This window comes from Reyranella sp. (assembly GCF_017305915.1).
In the GTDB taxonomy this organism is placed as follows: domain Bacteria; phylum Pseudomonadota; class Alphaproteobacteria; order Reyranellales; family Reyranellaceae; genus Reyranella.
Genome location: NZ_JAFKJN010000017.1, coordinates 115985 through 137001, shown reverse-complemented (window position 1 = coordinate 137001; position 21017 = coordinate 115985). Strand labels below are relative to the sequence as shown.

General features: G+C 66.7%; 20 protein-coding genes and 1 tRNA gene. 15 read left to right on the top strand and 6 right to left on the bottom strand.

Features of this window, described 5'->3' with window-relative positions:
- Positions 1-6 precede the first annotated feature (6 nt).
- Positions 7-1113: an amidohydrolase family protein gene (locus J0J01_RS16865; RefSeq protein ID WP_296382600.1), complete on the top strand. Its 1107-nt coding sequence runs from the start codon at positions 7-9 to the stop codon at positions 1111-1113.
- Positions 1110-1865 (top strand): carboxymuconolactone decarboxylase family protein, encoded by a 756-nt coding sequence (locus J0J01_RS16860; protein WP_296382598.1) that lies wholly within the window; start codon positions 1110-1112, stop codon positions 1863-1865. Before J0J01_RS16865 ends, J0J01_RS16860 begins: the two co-directional genes overlap by 4 nt.
- 340 nt (positions 1866-2205) lie before the next feature.
- Here J0J01_RS16860 and phaC read toward each other — a convergent pair whose 3' ends face one another.
- Positions 2206-4020 carry a class I poly(R)-hydroxyalkanoic acid synthase gene (gene phaC, locus J0J01_RS16855; RefSeq protein WP_296382596.1) on the bottom strand — a complete coding sequence of 605 codons (1815 nt, stop codon included), beginning with the start codon at positions 4018-4020 and terminating at the stop codon, positions 2206-2208.
- A 253-nt stretch (positions 4021-4273) separates the two neighbouring features.
- Here phaC and J0J01_RS16850 point away from each other — a divergent pair, with 253 nt between their 5' ends.
- The 7 genes from J0J01_RS16850 to J0J01_RS16820 all read left to right on the top strand — a co-directional run bounded on the left by J0J01_RS16850 (position 4274) and on the right by J0J01_RS16820 (position 10878).
- The gene (locus J0J01_RS16850; RefSeq protein WP_296382595.1) at positions 4274-4657 is read left to right on the top strand and encodes a hypothetical protein; all 384 of its coding nucleotides are present in this window, start codon (positions 4274-4276) and stop codon (positions 4655-4657) included.
- A 4-nt stretch (positions 4658-4661) separates the two neighbouring features.
- Complete coding sequence (locus J0J01_RS16845) at positions 4662-5918, top strand: LL-diaminopimelate aminotransferase (protein ID WP_296382593.1); 1257 nt, start codon at positions 4662-4664, stop codon at positions 5916-5918.
- Positions 5919-5928: 10 nt separating this feature from the next.
- Positions 5929-7221, top strand: coding sequence for a homoserine dehydrogenase (locus tag J0J01_RS16840; protein WP_296382591.1), 1293 nt, complete (start codon positions 5929-5931; stop codon positions 7219-7221).
- Positions 7222-7260: 39 nt separating this feature from the next.
- The gene (gene glpX, locus J0J01_RS16835; RefSeq protein ID WP_296382589.1) at positions 7261-8244 is read left to right on the top strand and encodes a class II fructose-bisphosphatase; all 984 of its coding nucleotides are present in this window, start codon (positions 7261-7263) and stop codon (positions 8242-8244) included.
- A 13-nt stretch (positions 8245-8257) separates the two neighbouring features.
- The gene (locus J0J01_RS16830; RefSeq protein WP_296382586.1) at positions 8258-8767 is read left to right on the top strand and encodes a hypothetical protein; all 510 of its coding nucleotides are present in this window, start codon (positions 8258-8260) and stop codon (positions 8765-8767) included.
- Between the two features lie 161 nt (positions 8768-8928).
- Complete coding sequence (recJ, locus tag J0J01_RS16825; RefSeq protein WP_296382584.1) at positions 8929-10749, top strand: single-stranded-DNA-specific exonuclease RecJ; 1821 nt, start codon at positions 8929-8931, stop codon at positions 10747-10749.
- Positions 10750-10802: 53 nt separating this feature from the next.
- Positions 10803-10878, top strand: a tRNA-Glu gene (locus J0J01_RS16820).
- A gap of 6 nt (positions 10879-10884) precedes the next feature.
- Here the strand turns inward: J0J01_RS16820 and J0J01_RS16815 are convergent.
- Together J0J01_RS16815 and J0J01_RS16810 are read right to left on the bottom strand one after the other, a co-directional pair.
- Positions 10885-12507 carry a radical SAM protein gene (locus tag J0J01_RS16815; protein ID WP_296382582.1) on the bottom strand — a complete coding sequence of 541 codons (1623 nt, stop codon included), beginning with the start codon at positions 12505-12507 and terminating at the stop codon, positions 10885-10887.
- Positions 12508-12541: 34 nt separating this feature from the next.
- Positions 12542-12742: a hypothetical protein gene (locus J0J01_RS16810; protein ID WP_296382580.1), complete on the bottom strand. Its 201-nt coding sequence runs from the start codon at positions 12740-12742 to the stop codon at positions 12542-12544.
- A 453-nt stretch (positions 12743-13195) separates the two neighbouring features.
- Here J0J01_RS16810 and J0J01_RS16805 point away from each other — a divergent pair, with 453 nt between their 5' ends.
- The 6 genes from J0J01_RS16805 to J0J01_RS16780 all read left to right on the top strand — a co-directional run bounded on the left by J0J01_RS16805 (position 13196) and on the right by J0J01_RS16780 (position 18372).
- Positions 13196-14800 (top strand): hypothetical protein, encoded by a 1605-nt coding sequence (locus J0J01_RS16805; protein WP_296382579.1) that lies wholly within the window; start codon positions 13196-13198, stop codon positions 14798-14800.
- A complete protein-coding gene (locus J0J01_RS16800) occupies positions 14797-15228 on the top strand; it encodes a hypothetical protein (protein WP_296382577.1) in 432 nt (143 codons plus the stop codon). The genes J0J01_RS16805 and J0J01_RS16800 overlap by 4 nt, the downstream gene beginning before the upstream one ends.
- A gap of 343 nt (positions 15229-15571) precedes the next feature.
- Positions 15572-15973 (top strand): DUF3617 family protein, encoded by a 402-nt coding sequence (locus J0J01_RS16795; RefSeq protein ID WP_296382575.1) that lies wholly within the window; start codon positions 15572-15574, stop codon positions 15971-15973.
- Position 15974: 1 nt separating this feature from the next.
- On the top strand, positions 15975-16565 hold the full coding sequence (locus J0J01_RS16790) for an NUDIX hydrolase (protein ID WP_296382573.1): 591 nt from the start codon (positions 15975-15977) through the stop codon (positions 16563-16565).
- A gap of 90 nt (positions 16566-16655) precedes the next feature.
- On the top strand, positions 16656-17873 hold the full coding sequence (locus tag J0J01_RS16785) for an ABC transporter substrate-binding protein (protein ID WP_296382571.1): 1218 nt from the start codon (positions 16656-16658) through the stop codon (positions 17871-17873).
- A gap of 61 nt (positions 17874-17934) precedes the next feature.
- Complete coding sequence (locus J0J01_RS16780) at positions 17935-18372, top strand: OmpA family protein (RefSeq protein ID WP_296382569.1); 438 nt, start codon at positions 17935-17937, stop codon at positions 18370-18372.
- Between the two features lie 9 nt (positions 18373-18381).
- On the opposite strand, the gene J0J01_RS16775 is transcribed toward J0J01_RS16780, so the two are convergent.
- The 3 genes from J0J01_RS16775 to J0J01_RS16765 all read right to left on the bottom strand — a co-directional run bounded on the left by J0J01_RS16775 (position 18382) and on the right by J0J01_RS16765 (position 21008).
- Entirely contained in the window at positions 18382-18522 is a 141-nt protein-coding gene (locus tag J0J01_RS16775) for a hypothetical protein (RefSeq protein WP_296382567.1), read from the bottom strand.
- Positions 18523-18729: 207 nt separating this feature from the next.
- Positions 18730-19779, bottom strand: a complete 1050-nt coding sequence (locus J0J01_RS16770; RefSeq protein ID WP_296382565.1) for a hypothetical protein — start codon at positions 19777-19779, stop codon at positions 18730-18732.
- Positions 19780-19790: 11 nt separating this feature from the next.
- Positions 19791-21008 carry an ABC transporter substrate-binding protein gene (locus J0J01_RS16765; RefSeq protein ID WP_296382563.1) on the bottom strand — a complete coding sequence of 406 codons (1218 nt, stop codon included), beginning with the start codon at positions 21006-21008 and terminating at the stop codon, positions 19791-19793.
- Between the last annotated feature and the right edge of the window lie 9 nt (positions 21009-21017).

Genomic DNA, 21017 nt, shown 5'->3' with positions numbered 1-21017 from the left:
GGAAGCATGATCGTCGACTGCCATGCCCATGTGTTCGCCCACTGGATCGGCGCCTGCGGCCATCCGACGCGCGATGTGCATAACCGCTACCTGCAGCGCATGATCACGCGGACCGTCGCCTCGACCTTTCGGGCGCGGGATGGGGCGCGCGCCGATACACGCGCGCTGTATCGTGCCGACGATCCAGGCTGGGGCGGCCTCGCAGACGTCGACTTCCGTGTCGGCCGCTTCGGCCAGCTCGAGTTCACGCACGCGGGCGAGGATCATGTCATCCAGTACATGCCGGTCGGCATGCAGGAGATGGTGGCGCCGCCCGAGCTGATGCTGGCGCAGATGATGTATGCCGGCGTCGACCACTGCCTGCTGCAGGCGGGCGGCGCCTACGGCGCGATGACCGAGATGAACGCCTTCGCTCAGCAGCAGTATCCGGCGCGCATGACCGGGCTGATGCATGTCGACGAGGCCAATGCGGGCAGCGACGCCGAGCTTGCCAAGGTCGACCACGCCTTCGAGGTGCTGAAGCTCGGCGGCCTCTATTTCAACGTCGAGTCGATGGCGCGCCACGGCTTTCCCTGGCCGCTCGATGCGCCGGAGATGGCGCCGTTCTGGGACAAGCTTGCGCGGCGCGGCATCGTGCTCTGCCTCGAGCTGAGCTCGGCGCCGACCTACGACGCGGCGGGCTATCTCGGCCACATCGCGGCGCTGCGCCGGATCCTGGCGCGCCATCGCGATCTCAAGCTGCACCTGGCGATGAGCCCGCCGGTCGCGTTCTTCGCGAAGAACGGTCGCTACGACTTCCCCGAGGACCTCGCGGCGGTCTACCGCCACGACCGGCTGAGGCTCGAGGTGATGTTCCCGATCAGCTATGGCGGCGTCTGGGATTATCCCTATCCCGAGGCACAGGCGCTGGTCGAAAGCCTGCACGACCAGCTCGGCGCCGAGCGACTGATGTGGGGTTCCGACATGCCCAACGTCGAGCGCTTCTGCACCTACCGTCAGTCGCTCGACTACGTGCGCAAGTACTGCCCGTTCCTGACGCCGCGCGAGAAGGACCTGATCCTCGGCGACAATTGCGCGGCGTTCTACGACATCCAGCAAGGAGCCCGATCATGACTACACGCGAATCGCTCCGGCAGCAGGGCGAGGCCCTGCGCCAGCGGCTGTTCGGCGATGACGACGGCGCGCCGGCTTTCATGCGCACGATCAATGCCGAAGCGAGCTACGGCGCGATCTGGAGCCGGCCGGGCCTCGCGCTGGAGGACCGCATGCTCTGCGCGCTAGCGGCACTCGGCGCCGTGCAGCGCCTGCCGAAGCTGCGCCGCCATGTCGGCGCGGCGCTTCGGCTTGGGCTGGCGCCGCGCGCCATCGTCGAGGTGCTGATCCAGATCGGCATCTATGCCGGCTTCGCCGCCTCGGAAGAGGCGGTCGAGGTCGCTGCCGCCGAGTTCGCGACCCGCCAGGTCGCCATGCCGGAGGAGTTGGCGCGCACCGGCTCCCTGGAGACCTTGAGCGAGCGCGGCCGCAAGCTGATGGAGCAGCTGCATGGCGATCGCGCGAGCCAGGGATACGCCGCGCCCAGTAACGCGGTGACGGGCGCGCTCTATCCTCTGGCGATCCAATACGGCTACGGCGAGATCTGGTTCCGGCCCGGGCTCGATCTTCGGCAGCGCGCGCTGGTGGCGGTGGCCGCCTTTGCCGCCTTGAAGCTCGAGAGCCAGGTGCAGAAGTTCGGCCAGTCGGCACTCAACATGGGGCTGAGCCGTACCGAGGTGATAGAGGCGGTGATCCAGACGGCGCCGCTGTCCGGCTTCGCTCCGGCGCTCAATGCGCTCGGGGCGCTCAGCGGCGCGTTGAGCGATAAGTGACTAGGGATGGCGACCGGGCGCGTGGAAAAACGAGTCGGATTGGCCTGTGAGCGGCAAAGCCCTCTGCTCCCCCATGGGCGCATTCCTGATGCGACCGATCCTGCTGGCGGGGCATCTCAACTATCCGACCGCGGCGGTAGCGGACAGGAACGGAACGAGACTCTGAAAAACGGAGCGACCGGCGATGGAAAGTGGCCTGGTCGCAGGCTGCAAAACGCGCGCCGCTGTGACCGCAAAGTTCAATCGCGCATGTGTTAGAGGAATGCTCCCCAGGGGCGTGATCGAACCACCGACACTGCGATTTTCAGTCGCGTGCTCTACGCCATCGGGTTCGCCCTGATCAATCGATCAACCGTACCTTCACGTAGCTGCCCGGCGCATCTTCGATCGCGGGCAGGCCGCCGCTGCCGGGCACGCGCGCCGGAACCTTGTCGCCGGATTTTGCCGACAGCCATTTGTCCCAGTCGTTCCACCACGAGCCGGGATACTCCGTCGCGCCGTCGCGCCATTCGTCGAGGGTGAGCGGGTTCTTCGGCGTCTCGTTGAGCCAGTGCTGGTACTTCTTGGCGGACGGCGGATTGACGACGCCCGCGATGTGGCCCGAGCCCGCCAGCATGAAGCGCACCGGGCCGGAGAAGAGCTGGGTCGCCTTGTAGACCGACTTGGCCGGGGCGATGTGGTCGTCCTTGCCGGCCTGCAGGTAGACCGGGATCGCGATCTTCCTGAGGTCGATCGGCACGTTGTCGACCACCAGCCCGCCCGGCTTCGCCAGCAGGTTCTTCTGGTACATGTTGCGCAGGTAATAGCTGTGCATCGCCGCCGGCATGCGGGTCGCATCGGCGTTCCAGAACAGAAGGTCGAAGGGGAAGGGGTCCTTGCCCATCAGGTAGTTGTTCACCACGAACGACCAAATCAGGTCGTTGGCGCGCAGCATGTTGAAGGTGGTCGCCATCTCGGTGCCCTCGAGATAGCCCTTCTTGCTCATCACCTGCTCGACGCCGGCGAGCTGGTCCTCGTCGATGAACACGCCCAATTCGCCCGGCTCGGTGAAGTCGACCTGGGCGGTGAAGAAGGTGCAGGCCGCGATCCGGTCGTCGTTGCGCGCCGCCATGTAGGCGAGCGTGGTCGCCATCAGGGTGCCGCCGATGCAGTAGCCGATCGCCGAGACCTTCTTCTCGCCGGTCGCCTTCTCGATCGCATCGAGCGCGGCGAGCGGGCCCAGCTTCATGTAGTCCTCGAACACCAGCTTGGAGAGATGCTCGTCGGGATTGACCCAGGAGACCACGAACACGGTGTAGCCGTGCTCGGTCGCCCACTTGATGAAGGAATTTTGCGGCTTGAGATCGAGGATGTAGAACTTGTTGATCCAGGGCGGCACGATCAGCAGCGGTATCTGCCAGACCTGATCGGTCGCCGGCGCGTACTGGATGAGCTGCATGACCTCGTTCTGGTAGACGACCTTGCCCGGCGAGGTCGCGACGTTGCCGCCGACCTTGAACGCCTTCATGTCGGTCTGGCGGATCGCCAGGTTGCCCTTGCCGCGCTCGAGATCGGTCAGCAGGTTCTGCAGGCCCTTGACCAGGTTCTCGCCCTTGCTCTCGATCGTGGCCTTCACGACCTGTGGGTTGGTCATCGCGAAGTTGCTGGGCGACATCGCATCGACGAACTGGCGCGTATAGAACTCGACTTTCTGCGCCGTCTTGGCGTCGACGCCCTCGACTTCCTTGACCGTGCCCTGCAGCCAGCGTGCGGTCAGCAGGTAGGATTGCTTGAGGTAGTCGAAGACGACCTCGTCGCGCCACGCCGGGTCGGCGAAGCGCTTGTCACCCTTGGCCGGCTCGGCGATCGGCTCGGCCGACTGGCCCATCATGCGCTTGGCCGTCACTTCCCACAGCTTCACGTACTGGTTCCACAGCGCCATCTGGGCCTGCAGGAGCTTGTTGGGATCGGCCAGCATCTTGGCCGTGAAGTCCATGAAGGTATTGGTGAGATGGAGGGGATCGACCGGCTGCGGCCCATCGGCCTTGTATCGCTCGGCGAAGTCGGCCAGCAGCTTCTGGCTGCGCTCGGCGATGTCCTTGAAGGCGGCTTGCATCTTCTCGGCTTCGGCGGCCGAGAGACTGGGAATGGCCTCTGGGGCGGGCGTCTCCGTCATGCGTTTCCCCTGTCAAATCAGTGGCTTTGCGCCATTCCTTGCGATACTTTGACCGTCCAAAATAACAATAGCTTGTACCCTTCTAGGTAGGCTGCAATACCTGACGGGTCAAACGGCGCGATGGGTGACGATGCATAGGTTGATCGGGGTGGGCGTACTCCTCGTCCTGCTCGGTGGGTGCGAGTGGCTGGGGCTGAGCAGCAGCTCGTCCAATAGCGAGAAGGTTCGGCCCGGGGCCGAACGCGGGGTGAATGTGACCAATTCACTGCCGGCGGCCCGCGGTGCCGGCTACGACGCCTCGGTGGTGCCGCTCGACGAGACGCGCACCGCGCCCAAGCTCGGCTCGGTCGTGCAGGGCAAGGGCGGGCAGAAAGCCCAGAAGGAAGCGATCGACAAGGAAGCCTCCGAGCGCGAGGCCAAGTCCCGCGAAGACCGCGCCCGCCGCGAGCGCGAGGCCGCGCTGCGCAAGACCCAGGAAGGCGGCGACAAGAAACCTGCAACGCCAGGGGACGGCGCGCCGGCCCCGGCGGCCGACGCGACGCCGGCCACGCCGGCAACGCCTGCCGCCCCAGTGAGCACCGCGCCTCTGACGCCGGCACCGGGCAATCCGCCCGCTCCCTCCGACCCGAAGCAATAAGACCATGGACGATTCGGAATTCCATCGGCTGAAGCGCCTGCCGCCCTACGTCTTCGCGGAAGTGAACGCGATGAAGGCCCGCGGCCGCGCCGCCGGCCAGGACGTGATCGATCTCGGCATGGGCAATCCCGACCTGCCGACCGCGCAGCACATCGTCGCCAAGCTCGCCGAGGCCGCCGGCAATCCGCGCGCCCACGGCTACTCGGCCTCGCGCGGCATCCCGGGCTTGCGCAAGGCCCAGGCCGCGTACTACGCGCGCCGCTTCAACGTCGACCTCGATCCCGAGAGCGAGATCATCGTCACACTGGGATCGAAGGAGGGGCTGGCCAACCTTGCCCAGGCGATCACCTCGCCGGGCGACATCGTGCTGGTGCCCAATCCCAGCTATCCGATCCATCCCTACGGCTTCATCATCGCCGGCGGCTCGGTGCGCCACATCCCGGTGCCGGGCGCGCATTCGACGGAGGAGTTCCTGGCCGCGCTCGATCGGGCGGTGCGCCACACCGTGCCGAAGCCGATCGCGCTGGTGCTGAACTATCCGTCGAACCCGACAGCGCAGGTCGTCGACCTCGATTTCTATGGCGCGGTCGTCGACTTCTGCAAACGCCACAGCATCTGGGTGCTGAGCGATCTCGCCTATGCCGAGATCTACTTCGACGGCAACCCGCCGCCGTCCGTCCTGCAGGTGCCGGGCGCGCGCGACATCGCCGTCGAGTTCACCTCGATGAGCAAGACCTACTCGATGGCCGGCTGGCGCATCGGCTTCGCGGCCGGCAACAAGACGCTGATCACCGCGCTGACCCGCATCAAGTCGTACCTCGACTACGGCGCCTTCACGCCGATCCAGGTGGCGGCGACGGCGGCGCTGAACGGTCCGCAGGACTGCATCGTCGAGGCGCGCAACACCTACAAGGAGCGGCGCGACGTGCTGATCGAGGGCCTGAGCGCAGCGGGCTGGGACCTGCCGGCGCCGGCAGCCTCGATGTTCGCCTGGGCACCGATTCCCAAGGCCTTCGAGGAGCTGGGCTCGCTTGCCTTCTCCAAGCTGATGCTGACGCAGGCCAATGTCGCGGTATCGCCGGGCCTCGGCTTCGGCGAGCATGGCGACGGCCATGTCCGCATCGCCCTGGTCGAGAACAAGCACCGCATCCGGCAGGCGATTCGCAACGTCCGCCAGGTGATGGCCGATCCGTCGCGGGCGATCGATCTCTACCTGCGCGGCGTCGGCGACAACATCACGCCGCTCAAGGCGCGCGCCTGAACTGACGATCATGAACGGACCTTTGAAGATCGGCATCGCCGGCCTCGGCACCGTAGGCGCGGGCGTCGTGAAGCTGCTCGCCGAGCACGATCGCCTGCTGTCGCTGCGCGGCGGCCGGCGCCTCAAGCTGGTGGCCGTGAGCGCACGCACCAAGGCCAAGAAGCGCGACATCGACCTCGATGGCGTGCGCTGGGAAAAGGACCCGCTGGCGCTGGCGAGCGCGCCGGACGTCGACGTCGTCGTCGAGCTGATCGGCGGCTCGAGCGGCGTCGCCAAGCGCCTCGCCGAGCGGGCGCTGCGCGCCGGCAAGCATGTCGTGACGGCCAACAAGGCGCTGCTCGCCATGCACGGCGTCGAGCTGGCGGCGCTCGCCGAGAAGCGCGGCGCCATCCTCGCCTTCGAGGCGGCGGTGGCGGGCGGCATCCCGATCATCAAGGCGCTGCGCGAGGGTTTGGTCGGCAACCGGGTGGCGCGCCTCTACGGCATCCTCAACGGCACCTGCAACTACATCCTGACGACCATGCGCGAAACCGGCCGCGACTTCGACGTCGTGCTGGCCGAGGCGCAGGCGGCGGGCTACGCCGAGGCCGATCCGTCGTTCGACGTCGACGGCATCGACGCAGCGCACAAGCTCGCGGTGCTGACCGGCGCGGCGTTCGGCGCCAGGGTCAATTTCCCGGGCGTCCATGTCGAAGGCATCCGTCGCGTCACCTCGATGGATATCGGCTTTGCCGAGGAACTGAACTTCCGCATCAAGCTGCTGGGCCTGGCCCGCGAAACCCCGTACGGGATCGAGCAGCGGGTGCATCCCTGCCTGGTGCCGCTCGAGGCGCCGATCGCCCACATCGAAGGCGTGTTCAACGCGGTGGCGATCGAAGGCGACTTCGTCGGCAAGACCATGTTCCAGGGCCGCGGCGCGGGGCAGGGGCCGACCGCCTCGGCCGTCGTTGCCGACATCATCGACGTGGCGCGCGGGCGGCACATGCCGGCCTTCGTCGTGCCGGCCGACAAGCTCGCCGACAAGAAGGCGGCGCCGATGGCCCGCCATGTCGGCGCCTACTACATCCGCCTGATGGTGCAGGACCGGCCGGGCGTCATCGCCGCGGTGTCCAAGGCGCTGGCCGAGGAGCGCATTTCGCTCGAGTCGATGCTACAACGCGGACGGTCGCCCGCGGGCGAGGTGCCAGTGGTGCTGACCACGCACGAGACCGAGGAGGCGCGCATGCAGCGTGCCCTGTCGCGCATTGCGAAGCTCAAGGCGGTGGCCGAGGAGCCCTGCCTGATCCGCATCGAATCATTCTAGAAGGAGATGGGCGCGAAGACGCGCCCACAGGAGGAGACGATGGCCGACGTTGGCAAGATGGACCGCAATCTGGCGCTGGAAGCGGTGCGCGTGACCGAGGCCGCGGCGCTCGCGGCGTCCAAGCTGATGGGCCGCGGCGACGAGAAGAAGGCCGACCAGGCCGCGGTCGACGCCATGCGCAGCGCGCTCAACACGCTCAGCATCGACGGCACCGTGGTGATCGGCGAAGGCGAGCGCGACGAGGCGCCGATGCTCTATATCGGCGAGAAGGTGGGCTCCGGCGGGCCGAAGATCGACATCGCGCTCGATCCGCTCGAGGGCACGACCATCACCGCCAAGGGCCTGCCCAACGGCCTCGCCGTGCTGGCGATGGCCGAGGACGGAAACTTCCTCAACGCGCCCGACGTCTATATGGACAAGATCGCGGTCGGCGGCGGCCTGCCCGACGGCGTGGTCGATCTCGACAAGTCGCCGGCCGACAACCTCAGGGACCTCGCCAAGGCCAAGAAGGTCGAGGTGTCGGATCTCGTGGTCTGCATCCTCGACCGGCCGCGCCATTCCGAGCTGATCGCCAGGGTGCGCGAGGCCGGCGCCCGCATCATGCTGATCGGCGACGGCGACGTGTCGGGCGTGATCGCCACCTCGACCGGCGATTCGGGCATCGACATCTACATGGGCTCGGGCGGCGCCCCGGAAGGCGTGCTGGCGGCGGCGGCACTGCGCGCGATCGGCGGCCAGATGCAGGGCCGGCTGCTGTTCCGCAACGACGACGAGCGGGGGCGCGCCAAGAAGTGGGGCATCACCGACCTCAACCGCAAGTATTCGATGCTCGACATGGCCAAGGGCGACGTGATGTTTGCCGCGACCGGCGTGACCTCGGGCTCGATGCTGAAGGGCGTGCGCCGCTTCGGCAACGGCGCGGAGACCCATTCCATCGTCATGCGCTCCAAGACCGGGACGGTGCGGTGGATTTCCGCCCATCACAATTTCTCGATAAAGACTGGCCTGCCGAGCTGGGCCTGATCATGATGGGGACATGCGGTTAGCCGGGCTGATCGCCGGTCTCCCTTTCATCCTCGCTGCGGCCGGAGCCGCGGCGCAGGAACCCAACTGCCGCAATTTCTCCTGGTCGGTCGGCCGCACCATCGACCTGTTCGACGAGCCGCTGCCGACGGTGCAGAGCGGCCAGTCGCTGCCCAAGGAAGGCGTGTTCGCGATGGAGCTGCGGCCCGTCGCCGACGTGATCTATCCGACCACGCCGGAACGCGGCAGCGACGGCTCGTGGGGCGGCGTGATGACCATCGAGAACGTGCCGACGGGGCGCTACCAGATCGCGTTTTCGGAGGACGCCTGGGTGGAGGCTATCCAGGACAACAAGCGGCTGACGATCCAGGCCGCGACCCGGCCGAAAGAATGCCGCGGCGTGCGTCGCAGCTTCGAGGTCGATATCCGGGGCGAGCCGCTGACCCTGCAGATCGGCGGCGCCAGCGCCCATCGGCTGAACGTCGCGGTGGTGCGCATCTGGCCGTTCGAATGGCGCTGGTAGGGCATATTCCGTCCAGCTGTAACCAGCTGGACGGAATATGCCCTGTGTAATCAGTATCACCCGTGCGCGCATTTTCGAGCAGATGGAACCGCTCGCGGTTCCATCTGCTCGGAAATCGCTCTAGCCAAACCGTCCCCAGGCGTTTGGGCTATAGAAGCGGCATGTCTTCCGAAACGCGCCACCAGCGCGCGGCCTTCCTCGGGATCGAACGCTCGCTGACCGGCCGGCGCTGGGCCGAGCGGCTGAGCGACGAGCGGATCGCGCTCGCCATGGCGCAGCGCCACGGCCTGCCCGACGCGATCTGCCGGCTGCTGGCGGCGCGCGAGGTCGATCTCGAGGGGGTACCCGATTTCCTCGAGCCGACCTTGCGCAAGTTCCTGCCCGACCCGTCGCATCTCAAGGACATGGACGTCGCCGTCGCGCGGCTGGTGCGCGCCCTGCAGCAGGGCGAGCGCATCGTGGTGTTCGGCGACTACGACGTCGACGGCGCGACCTCGTCGGCGCTGCTGCAGCGCTTCTTCCGCGCCATCGGCGGCACTGTCGGCGTCTATATCCCGGACCGTCGCAAGGAAGGCTACGGCCCCAACGCGCCGGCGCTGCTCAAGCTGAAGGAAGAGGGGGCCGCGGTCGTCGTCACGGTCGATTGCGGCGTCACCGCCTACGAGCCCCTGTCCGAGGCGAGCAAGGCCGGCCTCGACGTCATCGTCATCGACCATCACCAGGCCGAGCTGTCGCTGCCGCAGGCGCTCGCCGTCGTCGATCCCAACCGCATCGACGAGCCGAGCCCGCACAAGCAGCTTGCCGCCGTCGGCGTCGCCTTCCTGCTGTGCGTCGGCGTCAACCGCGCCCTGCGCGCGGCCGGCTGGTACAACGACCAGCGTCCTGAGCCCGACCTGCGGCAATGGCTCGACCTCGTGGCGCTCGGCACGGTCGCCGACGTCGTGCCGCTCACCGGGGTCAACCGCGCCCTGGTGCGGCAGGGCCTCCTGGTCATGCAACAGCGCGGCAATCCCGGCCTCGCCGCGCTGGCCGACATCGCCCGCCTGCGCGAGCCGCCGGGCGCCTACCATCTGGGCTTCATGCTCGGGCCTCGGGTCAATGCCGGCGGCCGCGTCGGCCAGGCCGACCTCGGCGCTCGGCTGTTGTCCAGCGACGACCCGCACGAGGTCAGTGCCCTCGCGATCCGCCTCGACGAGTTCAATGCCGAGCGCCGCGCCATCGAGCGCGAAGTCCTCGACCAGGCGATCGCCCGCATCGAGGGCCTCTACGGCCCCGACCGCAAGGGCCTGCCGGCCGCGCTGGTCGTCGAAAGCGAGGGCTGGCACATCGGCGTGATCGGCATCGTCGCCAGCCGCCTGGTCGAGCGCTACGGACGCCCGGCCTTCGTGATCGGCATGGACGGCGAGGTGGGAAAGGGCTCCGGCCGCTCCGTGCGCGGCGTCGATCTCGGCGCTGCCGTCCTGGCCGCCCGCCAGTCCGGCCTGCTGATCAACGGCGGCGGTCACGCCATGGCCGCCGGCCTGACGGTTGCCCGCGAGCAGCTGCCGCACCTCACCCGGTTCCTCGACGACCGCCTCGCGCCCCAGCTCGGTGCCGCGCCGGCCGTCCGCGAGCTCGGCATCGACGCCGCCCTGGCACCCAGCGCCGCGACCCAGGACCTGGTCGCCATGATCGAGCGCGCCGGCCCGTTCGGCGCCGGCAACGCCCTGCCGCGATTCGCCTTGACTGGCGTGCGCGTCGACTACGCCCAGCCGGTCGGCGAGGGGCATGTGCGCTGCACGCTGGTCGGCCAGCAGCGCGGACGCATCGAGGCCATCGCCTTCCGCGCCAACCAGAGCGAGCTCGGCCGCGCCCTGCTGGATAGCGCCAGGCCCATTTTGCATGTCGCAGGCGCCCTGCGGCTTGACCGTTACAACGGCCGCGAGTCGGTTCGGCTGCAGATCGATGACGCCGCCTCGGCCGCCGGCTCCGTGCTGTCCTGAGGCTGCCTTGATTTCAGGCGCCGTCCCCGTTACATCCACCCGCTCTCGGCTTCGTCCCCTTCGTCTAGAGGCCTAGGACACCGCCCTTTCACGGCGGCGACACGGGTTCGAATCCCGTAGGGGACGCCATTCCGCTCACGCGGCGACCTCGAGGGCTTCCAGGAGAATCGCTTCGTTTCCGCCAACGAAGTCGTTTCGTTCCGCCAGAACGCGGGCGAGGATCTCGGAGCAATAGCCCCGCAACGCTTCCGGGTCGGGCGACGTGCCGCGTCCGGTTTCGTGGACGCCAGCCAAGGTCTCGACGACCTCCAACAGCCTTGCGTTGCTTTGCGCCGTGAGCCGCCGCAGTTCCTGCTCGTAGTCGTCGGTGCCGCGCAGCCGTGGAAACAGGCTGCGGATGACCGCCAGCTCAGTATGCGCCCAGCCCAATTGCAGCGTCAACGCCCGCGGTCCGTGCACCCAGCCGGTGACATCGACGACCCGGGCCAACTCGGCGTAGAAGTCGTCCAGCCGAGGGTCCAGGAAATCGTAGTCGGGGGCACAGACATCGCCTTTGAGGCGGCCGCTCGCCGCCAGCGCTTCCTTGATCGGCGTCCCATCGTAAGGAAGCATCTTGCAGAACGTTGCCGCGGCACAGCCGTCTCCGACGATCTCCCGCAGGAAGCGAACGTTCGCCCGCACCGAATCGAACGTGCTCGAAGGGTCGAGGAGCATGAAGCCATACTCGAAGCGAATGCCGATCGACTTGAGCATCCGCACCGCCGCAAGATTCTGGGCGACGGTGATCTCCTTGTTGAGCGTGATGAGGCCTTGCTCGTCCCCGGATTCCAATCCCATGTAGACCATATAGAGGCCGGCATCGCGCATGCGTCCCAGCAGCTCCGGCTCGACGGCGTCGGCTCTGCAATTGATCTTCCAGATCACTTTTCGCGAGAGCCCGCTGGCATGCAGCTCGTCCACCAGGTCGTTGGCCCAGCGGCGCCACTTCGGCCCAAAGAGGGGAAAGTCGTCATCCTGGAAGAGGAAGATCGCGATGCCTCGCTCCTCGTTCAGCTGACGCATCTCCCTGATGACTTCGGTCGTCTTTCGCAGCCGCACGACCTTGCCGGGCGCCGTGCGATAGAAGGTGTGGATGGAGCAGAACGAGCACGTCCGCGCGCAGCCGCGACTTGCCAGCAGGGGCATGCCGCGGCGGCCGAGGATCTCGGTCGGCGCGAAGTCGCGGTCGGGAAATGGCAGGGTGTCCAGGTCTTCCGTCAGACGGCGCGCCTTGTTCACGACGCATCGGCCGTCTTCGAGATGGATGACCCCGTTGAGGGTCCGCCAATTCTCGCCGGTGAGCAGGGCCTCGACCAGCTCCAGCAGCGTCGTCTCGCCTTCGAACTGTACGACGCTGTCGAGCTCGGGGACCGCCTCGAGCGTCTGTTGCGGGTTCAGGCTCGGATAGTGGCCACCCATGGTGAAGTGACAATCCACTCCCGCCGCCCGGAGCCTCATCATCAGATCGCCGTAGCGCCGGATGTAGTATTGGAAGATCAACGAGAAGCCGACCAGCACCGGTCGCCCGGCGATCACCCGGTCGACGATGTCCGCAGGTGAGCCCTCGATGTCGACGACACGTACGTCGAAGCCCGCCCGCCGGAGAACGGCGGACAGGTAGCCGATGCCGAGGTTGCCGATCTTCTGAAAGCCGATCAGAACGACAACGCCCCTCGAGGCCTCGCGGTTGGGAGCGAGGCCATCCATCAATGGCGCCATGAACGCCTCCTGTGTCGCCGCCGATCGCTTTGGGTTAGCGCCCGAGCACCTTATGCATGGCTTCGGCAGCCTTGATCTGGGCCTTGAGGCTTTCTTGATGCAGTTCGAGCTGGATGCGCCCGATCTCGACCAGCTGCCGCTTGTCGAGGATATCGATCAGCCAGGGAACGGGATCCCAGATTGGCCAGGGGCGGAACCGCAGTGCCGAAGCCAGTTCGTGCTTTGACTCGTCCATGATGTGTCTCCTAGTTCATCAGACTTAGGAGCGCGGAAGATGCCATCCGCGCATTCATGAAACTCGACGATGGCCAAGGCACGCTAGCACTCAACCGGCGGTACAGCGAGATGGAATCTCTCGCTGCGAAGTTGACGTTACAAGAATCCCGTCAGCTGTATCGTTCATCGCGTGACTGTTGTTCGGCGCGGAAATTTCCCTGTTATTCCGAAGACGCAATTCCCTGTTCGGACACCACGCCGGTTCATGCCGCAGCGCATTCGTCGTTTGATTGCGGTGGCTTGAGATCGATTTCCCTGTTTGCCGGGGAGGGCTTATTTCTCGGCCATGAAATCCGGCTTTCGGTGGAGTTGCATCGATCTGTACGGTTGAGACACTGTCGCGATATCTCGCATAGAGCGCGTTCATCATGCACGGCGTCAGAAGGAGGTTGCGATGATGCGATGGTTCGCGATGGCGTTGCTGATCGTCGCCTCGTCGTGGCTCGCGACCGAGGCGACGGCGCGGCCATTCCGCGGCTCGACGCCGATCCACGTCGTCTTGTGCCGGACCTCCGATGCCGGAACGCCGCCGCGCGACGTCAATCACTACCGCAACCTGCTGTTCAATGCGGGGACCGGCGGCCTGGCCGATTGGTGGCACGACATCTCGTACGGCAACTTCGACAACGGCGGATCGCAGATCCACGGCTGGTACGCCATGAGCCGCACCACCGCGCAGTATCAGGCGCTCGGGCGCTGGGACAAGGTGAATGCCTGTCTCGACGCCGCGCGCACCGCGCCGTCGGGTGCCTTCACGGTGCCGGATGGCGTGATCCGCTACGTCGTGACGTTCCCCTCCGTCGACCTGTTCGGCTGGACCGGGGGCGCTTTCCTGCCCTTCGATTTCGACGTCGGCGCCGTGGCGCATGAGGGCGGGCACGGCATCGGCCTGGATCACAGCTTTTCCAACGATCCCAATTATCGCAACGCCGACTGGGCGGCGGTCGGGGAATACGACGATCCCTGGGATGCGATGTCCTGGGCGAACAGTTTCCGAGCCTCGACGCCGTTCGGCGATGCCCCTGCGAGCCTCATCATGCCCCATCTCGATCGCCTGGGCTGGCTGCCGCGTTCCCGCATCGTCGTTCATGGCGCGTCGGGTGCGGCCGAGGCGACCTACACGATCGCCGCGAGCAACCATCCGGAAGCGGCCGGAGCCTTGCTGGTGCGCGTGCCCTACGATCCCGGCGACCTGTTCCGCTACTACACGATCGAGTTTCGCCGTCGTGATCACTGGAGCGCCGGCATTCCGGCGGACACCGTCCTGATCCACGAAGTGAAGCGCAACCGCGACGGCTCGGGCAGTCCCACGGGCTCGCAGATCGCGTGGCTGCAGCGCGATCTGTCGCGCGCCGATAAGGCGCCGGCGCAAACATTGAACGCCAACGGCGTCACCATCACGGTGCTGGGCATGTCGGGAAATCAGGCGACCGTCCGCGTGCGCTCGGCGATGTCAGACCGCTGCCTGCAGGGCTTCGTGTGGCGGGAGGCCCGGCCGAGCGATCACGTCTGCGTCCCCGGCGCCGAGCGCACCGATACCCGCAACGAGAATGCGCAGGCGGACGCCCGCCGCCAGCCGGGCGGCGGACCGTTCGGGCCGGATACCTGCCGGCAGGGCTTCGTCTGGCGCGAGGCGTTTGCCGGCGACCACGTCTGTGTGCCGCCCGCCAGCCGCACCCGCGCGCAGGCCAGCAATGCCGCCGCCGGGCAGCGAGGCAACGCGGCGCGCGTGTCCTATGGCCCCAACACCTGCAAGCAGGGCTTCGTGTGGCGGGAGGCCGACGATTTCGACTGGGTCTGCGTCACGCCCGCCATCCGCCAGCAGACGCACGACGAGAACGCGCAGGCGGGCGCCCGCCGCCAGCCCGGCGGCGGACCGTTCGGGCCGGATACGTGCCGGCAGGGCTTCGTCTGGCGCGAGGCGTTCCTGAACGACCATGTCTGCGTGCCGCCCGCGAGCCGCACGAACGCCCACAACGACAACGGGCAGGCGGCGGCGAGGCTTGCCATCCCATGACCCGGCTCCTACCTTTTCGCAAACAGGAGAACGCGATGCTGAGATGCTGCTTCATCCTGATCGGTCTGTTGGCCTCGGGCGCCGCTCAAGCCCAGCCGCGCCCGCCCGACATCCACAATCGCATTGGCGCCATCTCCGACGAGGTGGCCGTGCAACGGCTGCGCCTGGCAGGCGTCGAGAACCCGCGCGTCCTGCGCCGCGAGGGGCCGCACATCATCGTCCAGGGCGGTGTGCAGGGGCGGGAGACGACATTGCAGATGGATGCGCAGCGCGGCAGCGTGACCGAGGCCGCCAATCCGTCCGCGGTGCTGTTGGCGCCCGGCGCGGCAGCGGCCCGCCCCGTCGTCACCGGCCGTCAGCTGCCGGAGCGCGCGATCGTGGCCAATCCCGCCCTGATGCGCGACGTCGTGCGCCCGAGTCCTCAGTGAGGATCAGCGCGCGATCTTGATCACCTGGCCGCAGACCTTGTCGTGAGGGTCGGCCAGTGCGGGATCCACAGCCAGTCGCAGCCCATGCGGTTCTTGATGCGCATCGCGGCGTTGCCGTAGAACATGACCTCCTGGTCTGTCTCCGCCTTCACGCGCGGCCCAGGCCGACGTGCAGCCGATGATTTGCTGCGCCGAGGCATTCTGGGTTGAGTTCTTCTCGTTGCTCCTGCCGTGACCGTTCAGTGACTGTGAAGCACTTGCTTTCGGGCGCCGAAAGCTTGTAGGGCGGTAGCGCATGTCTTCTCATCGCACGATATCCAGAGGTGCACTGCTGATTGCGGCGATGGTGCTCGCTGCCGCCGCGCGGGCAGAAACCGCGGTCGAGCCCGGCCTGTGGGAGAAGACCGAGAAGGTCACCGTCGACAGCCGGGAACTGCCGTCCGAACCGCGCAGCATCTGCCTCAAGAAGGGCGAGGCGAGCCTCGAGCGACTGGTGCTGATCAACGACGACGAGGCTACCGCCCGCGGCTGCAGGAGCGAGGCGGCGCCGGCGGGCGCGGGGGTGGTGCGCATGACCATGTCCTGCCCGGCCAGCGGCGACGAGCCCGCCGTGGCCGCCAAGCTCGAAGTGCGCTTCACCGCGACGTCGTTCGAAGGCACCGGCTCGGTCGAGATCAAACCCAAGAACGGCCCGGCGCAGATCGCCAGGAGCGCGCTCTCCGGCAAGCGGCGCGGCGACTGCTGAAATGGCCAAGCACATCGAGCCCTGGCGGCTGCTCGACTCGATCTATTCCTTCAGCGACCGCTGGCTGCGCCTGCGCAGCGACACCGTGCGCCTGCCGAGCGGCTCGACGCTCACGCCCTACCATGTCATCGAGGCGGCCGACTGGGTGAACGTGGTGGCGATCAGCGACACCGGCTGCATCATCCTGGTCGAGCAGTACCGCCACGCCGTCACCCGGACGATGATGGAGATCCCGGCCGGCCACATCGATCCGCGCGAGGCACCCGAAGCGGCGGCGCGACGCGAGCTGCAAGAGGAGACCGGCTACGGCGGCGGCACCTGGCACGGGCTGGGCGTCCTGCATCCGGCGGCGTCGCGATTCAACAACCAGGTGCACAGCTTCCTGGCGCTCGGCGTCACCAAGGTGGCGCAGCCGGCACCGGAGGAGAGCGAGAACCTGCATCTGCACGAGATTCCGTGGCTCGAATTCGTCGACGGCCTGCGCGCCGGAAGGCTGAAGCTGCCCGAGGCCAACCAGATGTCGAGCCTGCTGCTCGTGCACTTGCTCGCCACCACCAGCTCAGATCCCGACGTCCAACGCCTGCGACTCTGACCGGCCCCTCATCGCCGCTGGCACACCGACTGAATCGGGGTGTAGCCTTCGGGACAGGGACCACAGAGTTCCGGTGCCTTGGAGGAAATGATGAAGTCGAACAGGCGTGCTTTCCTGGGCGGCGTATCGGCCGCCATGCTTTCCGCTCCCTACCTTGCGCGCGCGCAGAAGAAATACGACGACGGCGCGAGCGACAGCGAGATCAAGATCGGCCACACCTGCCCGTACAGTGGGCCGGCCTCGGCTTACGGCGTCAACGGCAAGGCGATCGTCGCTTTCTGGGACATGATCAACGACAAGGGCGGTATCAACGGCCGCAAGATCAAGTTCATCTCGCTCGACGACGGCTACAGCCCGCCCAAGACGGTCGAGCTGGTCCGCCAGCTGGTCGAGCAGGAGCGGGTGCTGTGCACCCACAACACGCTGGGCACTGCCTGCAACACCGCGATCCACAAGTACATGAACCAGCGCAAGGTGCCGCATCTCTACCTCGCGACCGGCGCCTCGAAGTGGGGCGATCCCAAGCACTTCCCGTGGAGCATGGGCTATCAGCCCGACTACCACACCGAGGCCGTGATCTACGCCAAGCACATCCTGGCCAATGTCAAGGACGCCCGGATCGGCGTGCTGATGCAGAACGACGACTACGGCAAGGACTACTGGGAGGGCTTCAAGGAAGGCCTCGGCAAGGATGCCAACAGGGTGGTCAAGCACGTCACCTACGAGATCACCGAGCCGACGGTCGATTCGCAGATCATCCAGCTCAAGGCGGCAGACGCCAACGTATTCTTCAACATCGCGACGCCGAAGTTCGCCGCCCAGGCGATGCGCAAGGTCGCCGACCTCGGCTGGAAGCCAGTGCAGTACCTCAACAACGTGGCGGCGAGCGTCGGCACGGTGCTGAAGCCGGCCGGCTTCGACAACGTCCAGGGCGTGATCACCGCGGCCTATGTCATGGACCCGACAGATCCAACCTGGGCCAACCATCCCGACATGGCCGACTTCAGGGCCTGGATGGCCAAGTACCATCCGACGGCGCATCTCGCCGATCTCGGCAATGTCAGTGGCTACACGGTGTCGACCCTGATGGCCGAGACGCTGCGCCGTTGCGGCGACGACCTCACCCGCGCCAACGTCATGAAGCAGGCGGCGAGCTTCCAGAAGTTCCGCGTGCCCATGCTGCTGCCGGGCATCACTATCTCGACCAGCCCGACCGACTACTACCCGATCCAGGCGGTGCAACTGCAGCGCTTCAAGGACCAGAGCTGGCAGTTGTTCGGCGAGATATTGTCGGCGGAGAGCGCATAGGCCGCACGGAACCGCGGCCGCCGGCGGGCGTTGTCGGAACACCTCGGATGGAGGTGTCCCAATGTACAAGCCCTTGCTGGCGACCGCGTGCGCGGCACTACTGCTTGCAGCGTGTGGCGACCGGACACAGGCCGTCGTCGCCGCTGCGTCTCCGCAGACCCAACAACCGGCGCGGAACTTCATGCTGTTCTTCGCCAACGACCGGGCGACGCTCTCGCCGGACAGCGAGGCGATCGTGCGCGAGGCCGCCGCCGCGGCCAAGGCAAATCCCGCTGCCAGGGTAACGGTGGCCGGCCATGCCGACACCACCGGCAACAGCGCCTACAACCAGGCGCTGTCGCAGAGGCGCGCCGCTTCGGTGCGTGACGAACTGGTGAAAAACGGCCTCAATCCGGCTTCGATCGCGGTCGTCGGCCGCGGCGAGGATGCCCTGCTGGTGTCGACCAAGGATGGCATGCACGAGCCGAAGAATCGGCGCGTGGAGATCATCGTCCGATAGCAGGTCGGATCAGCGCATGATCTGCCGCGAATCGTCCGGCGCGTCGACGACGTGCCGGGCCTGCAGAACGTTCGACAGGGCGCCGGTGAAGCCCAGCGCCAGCCCGAGCCAGAGGAGGCTGGTGATCAGTCCGCGTGTGACCGGTCTCATGGCCGCAAGAATTCTGTAAAATGCTGCCGTTCGCCAGTGCCTGAAGCGCTGGCGAAACAAATGCGACACGAAACTACCGGAACCCTAGAGCATATTCCGTTCGGCTGGAATCAGCCGAACGGAATATGCCTGCTGCAACAACGACCCCCGTGCGCGCATTTCCGGGCAGATGGAACCGCGAGCGGTTCCATCTGCCTGGAAATCGCTCTAGCCGCAGGCGAGGGAGTAGATGTGCTGCACCTCGCCGGGCAGCGGCATCGCCTGCCAGGTCTTGCCGCCGTCCTGGGTGCCGAAGATCTCGCCGTCGTAGCGGGCGCCGAGATAGACCTGGTTGGGGTCGGAATGGTGCAGGGCCACCGACATGATCGTGCCGTGCACCTGGACCTTGTCGAAGCGCTGCCAGCTCTGGCCGTTGTCCTGGCTGCGGTAGAGCGCGCCGTCATGGCTCGAGGCGGCGACCGACAGCGCGGCATAGAGCGTGTTGGGCTCGGCCATCGAGACCTTGATGTCGCGCCCGTAGGTGACCGGCGAGAAGCGCTTGATCTCCATGTCCTCCCAGGTCTGGCCATGGTCGTTGGTGCGGAACAGGCCCATGCGCAGCGCCAGGATCGGTGAGTCCGGGTCGGCCGGATTGATCGTCACCGCGTGGCCGTCGAGCATGCCCTCGGCCGTGGTGTCGCTCACGATCTTGCTCTTGAGATGCGGCCGCTCGGCGAGCTTGATCAGGCCGGCGCTGCAGTCGGTCCAGGTCTCGCCACTGTCGGTGCTGCGCATCACGCCGTTGATCTCGAGCGCGGCGTAGATCTCCTCCGCCTTCTTCGGGTTCTGCGCGAAGCGCATGACGCGCGAGGCGAACGGTCCCTTGCAATGGGAGCCGACGTTCGGCGTCGCAAGCTTGCGCCAGCTCTCGCCGCCGTCCTCGCTGCGGTAGACCTCGATCGGCGAGGCGCCGGCCAGCATCTTCTTCGGATCGCGCCGGTCGACCATGAACGACCAGACCTGCGTCTTGTCAGGGAAGGCCGTCCGCTTGAAGGTGCTGCCGCGATCGGTGCTGCGCCACACCCCGTCGTTGGTGCCCGCGAACACCACTTCCGGATTGTCCGGCTTCACGAACACCGTGTAGGCCTCGACGCCGTCCAGCACGTGCTTCCAGTCGCCGCCTTTGGCGGCGCGCTGGAAGACGCCGGCCTTGCCGGTATGGTCGGGCTTGCCGAAGTAGCCGGCGACGCCGGCATAGATATTCGAGCCGTCGGGCATGAGAACCTCCGTCAGTTCTTCTTTGCGACCATCGGGCAGCCGCCCTGGTCCATCGGTCGGAACGCCTGGTCGCCGGGAATCGTCGCGACGAGCTTGTAGTAATCCCACGGTCCCTTGGACTCGGCCGGCTTCTTGACCTCGAACAGATACATGTCGTGCATCTTGCGGCCGTCGGCGCGGATCGAGCTCTTGCCGAACACCGGATCGTCCCAGGTCGTGGCCTTCATCTGCGCCATCACCTTGTCGGGATCGTCGGTGCCGGCCGCCTTGACCGCGTTCAGGTAGGCGAGCGTCGCCGAATAGAACCCGGCCTGCACGGAGGTCGGCATCTTGCCCTTGAACTTCTCGGCGAAGCGCTTGGAGAAGGCGCGGGTCTTGTCGTTGAGGTCCCAGTAGAAGGCCTCGGTGAGACTGAGACCCTGAGCGCGCTCGAGCGTCAGCGAGTGCACATCGGTGACGAAGACGAGCAGCCCGGCGAGCTTCTGGCCGCCCTTGACGATACCGAACTCGGCCGCCTGCTTGATCGAGTTGATGGTGTCGCCGCCGGCATTGGCCAGACCGATGATTTGCGCCTTCGAGGCCTGGGCCTGCAGCAGGAAGGACGAGAAGTCGCTGGTGTTGATCGGATGTCGGACCTCGCCCAGCACCTTGCCACCGGCCTTGGTTACGACCGCAGCGACGTCGCGTTGCAGGGCGTAGCCGAAGGCATAGTCCGCGGTCAGGAAGAACCAGTCCTTGCCGCCTGCCTTCACGACCGCCGAGCCGGTGCCGTTGGCGAGCGCCGTCGTGTCGTAGACCCAATGCACCGAGTAGGGATTGCAGAGCTTGCCGGTGAGGTCAGAGGAGGCGGGATCGGGCGCGATGAAGATCCGCTTCTTCTCGCCGGCGACGCCCTGGATGGCGATCGACGACGACGACGCGCCGGCACCCAGGATCATGTCGACCTTGTCGCTGTCGTACCAGCGGGAGGCGAGGGAGGCCGCGACGTCGGCCTTGTTCTGGATGTCGCCCGAGACCAGCTCGATCTTCTTGCCGAGCACCGAGCCGCCGAAATCGGCGATCGCCATCTCGGTCGCCATGACCGCGCCGGGGCCGTTGATGTCGGCATAGAGGCTCGACAGGTCGGTCGCGACGCCGATCTTGACCGAGTCGTTGGACAACTGCGCCGATGCCGGCAGTCCCCAGGCCGCCAACGCGGCAACACACACAGCCAACACACTACGCTTCATCGTTCCGCT

Coding starts and splice junctions, on each gene's coding strand:
- J0J01_RS16780 (WP_296382569.1), top strand. CDS start 17,935: ATGTACAAGCCCTTGCTGGCGACCGCGTGCGCGGCACTACTGCTTGCA.
- J0J01_RS16815 (WP_296382582.1), bottom strand. CDS start 12,507: ATGGCGCCATTGATGGATGGCCTCGCTCCCAACCGCGAGGCCTCGAGG.
- J0J01_RS16775 (WP_296382567.1), bottom strand. CDS start 18,522: ATGAGACCGGTCACACGCGGACTGATCACCAGCCTCCTCTGGCTCGGG.
- J0J01_RS16860 (WP_296382598.1), top strand. CDS start 1,110: ATGACTACACGCGAATCGCTCCGGCAGCAGGGCGAGGCCCTGCGCCAG.
- J0J01_RS16765 (WP_296382563.1), bottom strand. CDS start 21,008: ATGAAGCGTAGTGTGTTGGCTGTGTGTGTTGCCGCGTTGGCGGCCTGG.
- J0J01_RS16790 (WP_296382573.1), top strand. CDS start 15,975: ATGGCCAAGCACATCGAGCCCTGGCGGCTGCTCGACTCGATCTATTCC.
- J0J01_RS16805 (WP_296382579.1), top strand. CDS start 13,196: ATGGCGTTGCTGATCGTCGCCTCGTCGTGGCTCGCGACCGAGGCGACG.
- J0J01_RS16810 (WP_296382580.1), bottom strand. CDS start 12,742: ATGGACGAGTCAAAGCACGAACTGGCTTCGGCACTGCGGTTCCGCCCC.
- glpX (WP_296382589.1), top strand. CDS start 7,261: ATGGCCGACGTTGGCAAGATGGACCGCAATCTGGCGCTGGAAGCGGTG.
- J0J01_RS16785 (WP_296382571.1), top strand. CDS start 16,656: ATGAAGTCGAACAGGCGTGCTTTCCTGGGCGGCGTATCGGCCGCCATG.
- recJ (WP_296382584.1), top strand. CDS start 8,929: ATGTCTTCCGAAACGCGCCACCAGCGCGCGGCCTTCCTCGGGATCGAA.
- J0J01_RS16865 (WP_296382600.1), top strand. CDS start 7: ATGATCGTCGACTGCCATGCCCATGTGTTCGCCCACTGGATCGGCGCC.
- J0J01_RS16845 (WP_296382593.1), top strand. CDS start 4,662: ATGGACGATTCGGAATTCCATCGGCTGAAGCGCCTGCCGCCCTACGTC.
- J0J01_RS16830 (WP_296382586.1), top strand. CDS start 8,258: ATGCGGTTAGCCGGGCTGATCGCCGGTCTCCCTTTCATCCTCGCTGCG.
- phaC (WP_296382596.1), bottom strand. CDS start 4,020: ATGACGGAGACGCCCGCCCCAGAGGCCATTCCCAGTCTCTCGGCCGCC.
- J0J01_RS16840 (WP_296382591.1), top strand. CDS start 5,929: ATGAACGGACCTTTGAAGATCGGCATCGCCGGCCTCGGCACCGTAGGC.
- J0J01_RS16800 (WP_296382577.1), top strand. CDS start 14,797: ATGACCCGGCTCCTACCTTTTCGCAAACAGGAGAACGCGATGCTGAGA.
- J0J01_RS16795 (WP_296382575.1), top strand. CDS start 15,572: ATGGTGCTCGCTGCCGCCGCGCGGGCAGAAACCGCGGTCGAGCCCGGC.
- J0J01_RS16770 (WP_296382565.1), bottom strand. CDS start 19,779: ATGCCCGACGGCTCGAATATCTATGCCGGCGTCGCCGGCTACTTCGGC.